Below are 700 nucleotides of genomic sequence, written 5' to 3'. Positions count from 1 at the left end.
CATCGTGGGCGAGTCCGGTTCAGGCAAATCCGTGACGTCGCTGGCGTTGATGCGCCTGGTGGAGTATGGCGGCGGCAAGATCGTCAATGGCGACATGTTCCTGCGCCGCCGCAATGGCGACGTCCTGGATCTGGCCCACGCGCCCGACAGCACGCTGCAACGCGTGCGCGGCGCCGATGTGGCGATGATCTTCCAGGAGCCGATGACGTCGCTGAACCCCAGCTTCACCGCCGGCAACCAGATCGCCGAAGCCCTGCAGTTGCACCAGGGGCTGGACGCGGCCGGCGCGCGCGCCGAAACGCTGCGCATGCTGGAACGCGTGCGAATCCCCGAGGCGCGCGCCATCCTGGACCGCTATCCGCACCAGTTGTCGGGCGGCATGCGCCAGCGCGTGATGATCGCGATGGCGTTGTCGTGCAAGCCTCAGCTGCTGATCGCCGACGAGCCGACGACCGCGCTGGACGTCACCATCCAGGCGCAGATCCTGCAACTGATCCGTCAGTTGCAGGAAGAGATGAACATGGGCGTGATCTTCATCACGCACGACATGGGTGTGGTGGCCGAAGTGGCCGACCGCGTGCTGGTGATGTATCGCGGCGACAAGGTGGAAGAGGGCGGTTCGGACGAGATCTTCGCGCGTCCGCAGCATGCCTATACGCGCGCCTTGCTGTCCGCCGTGCCGCGCCTGGGCGCCATGCAC

1 protein-coding gene is annotated in these 700 nt (G+C 66.4%); it reads left to right on the top strand.

The annotated features are described in order from the left end of the window. The coding region (locus tag A9976_RS12295) for an ABC transporter ATP-binding protein (RefSeq protein WP_183019250.1) at window positions 1-700 on the top strand (700 nt) is incomplete at both ends.

This window comes from Delftia sp. UME58, assembly GCF_014170385.1.
GTDB classification, from domain to species: Bacteria; Pseudomonadota; Gammaproteobacteria; order Burkholderiales; family Burkholderiaceae_C; genus Comamonas; species Comamonas acidovorans.
This window is presented reverse-complemented; position numbering and strand designations above follow the sequence as displayed.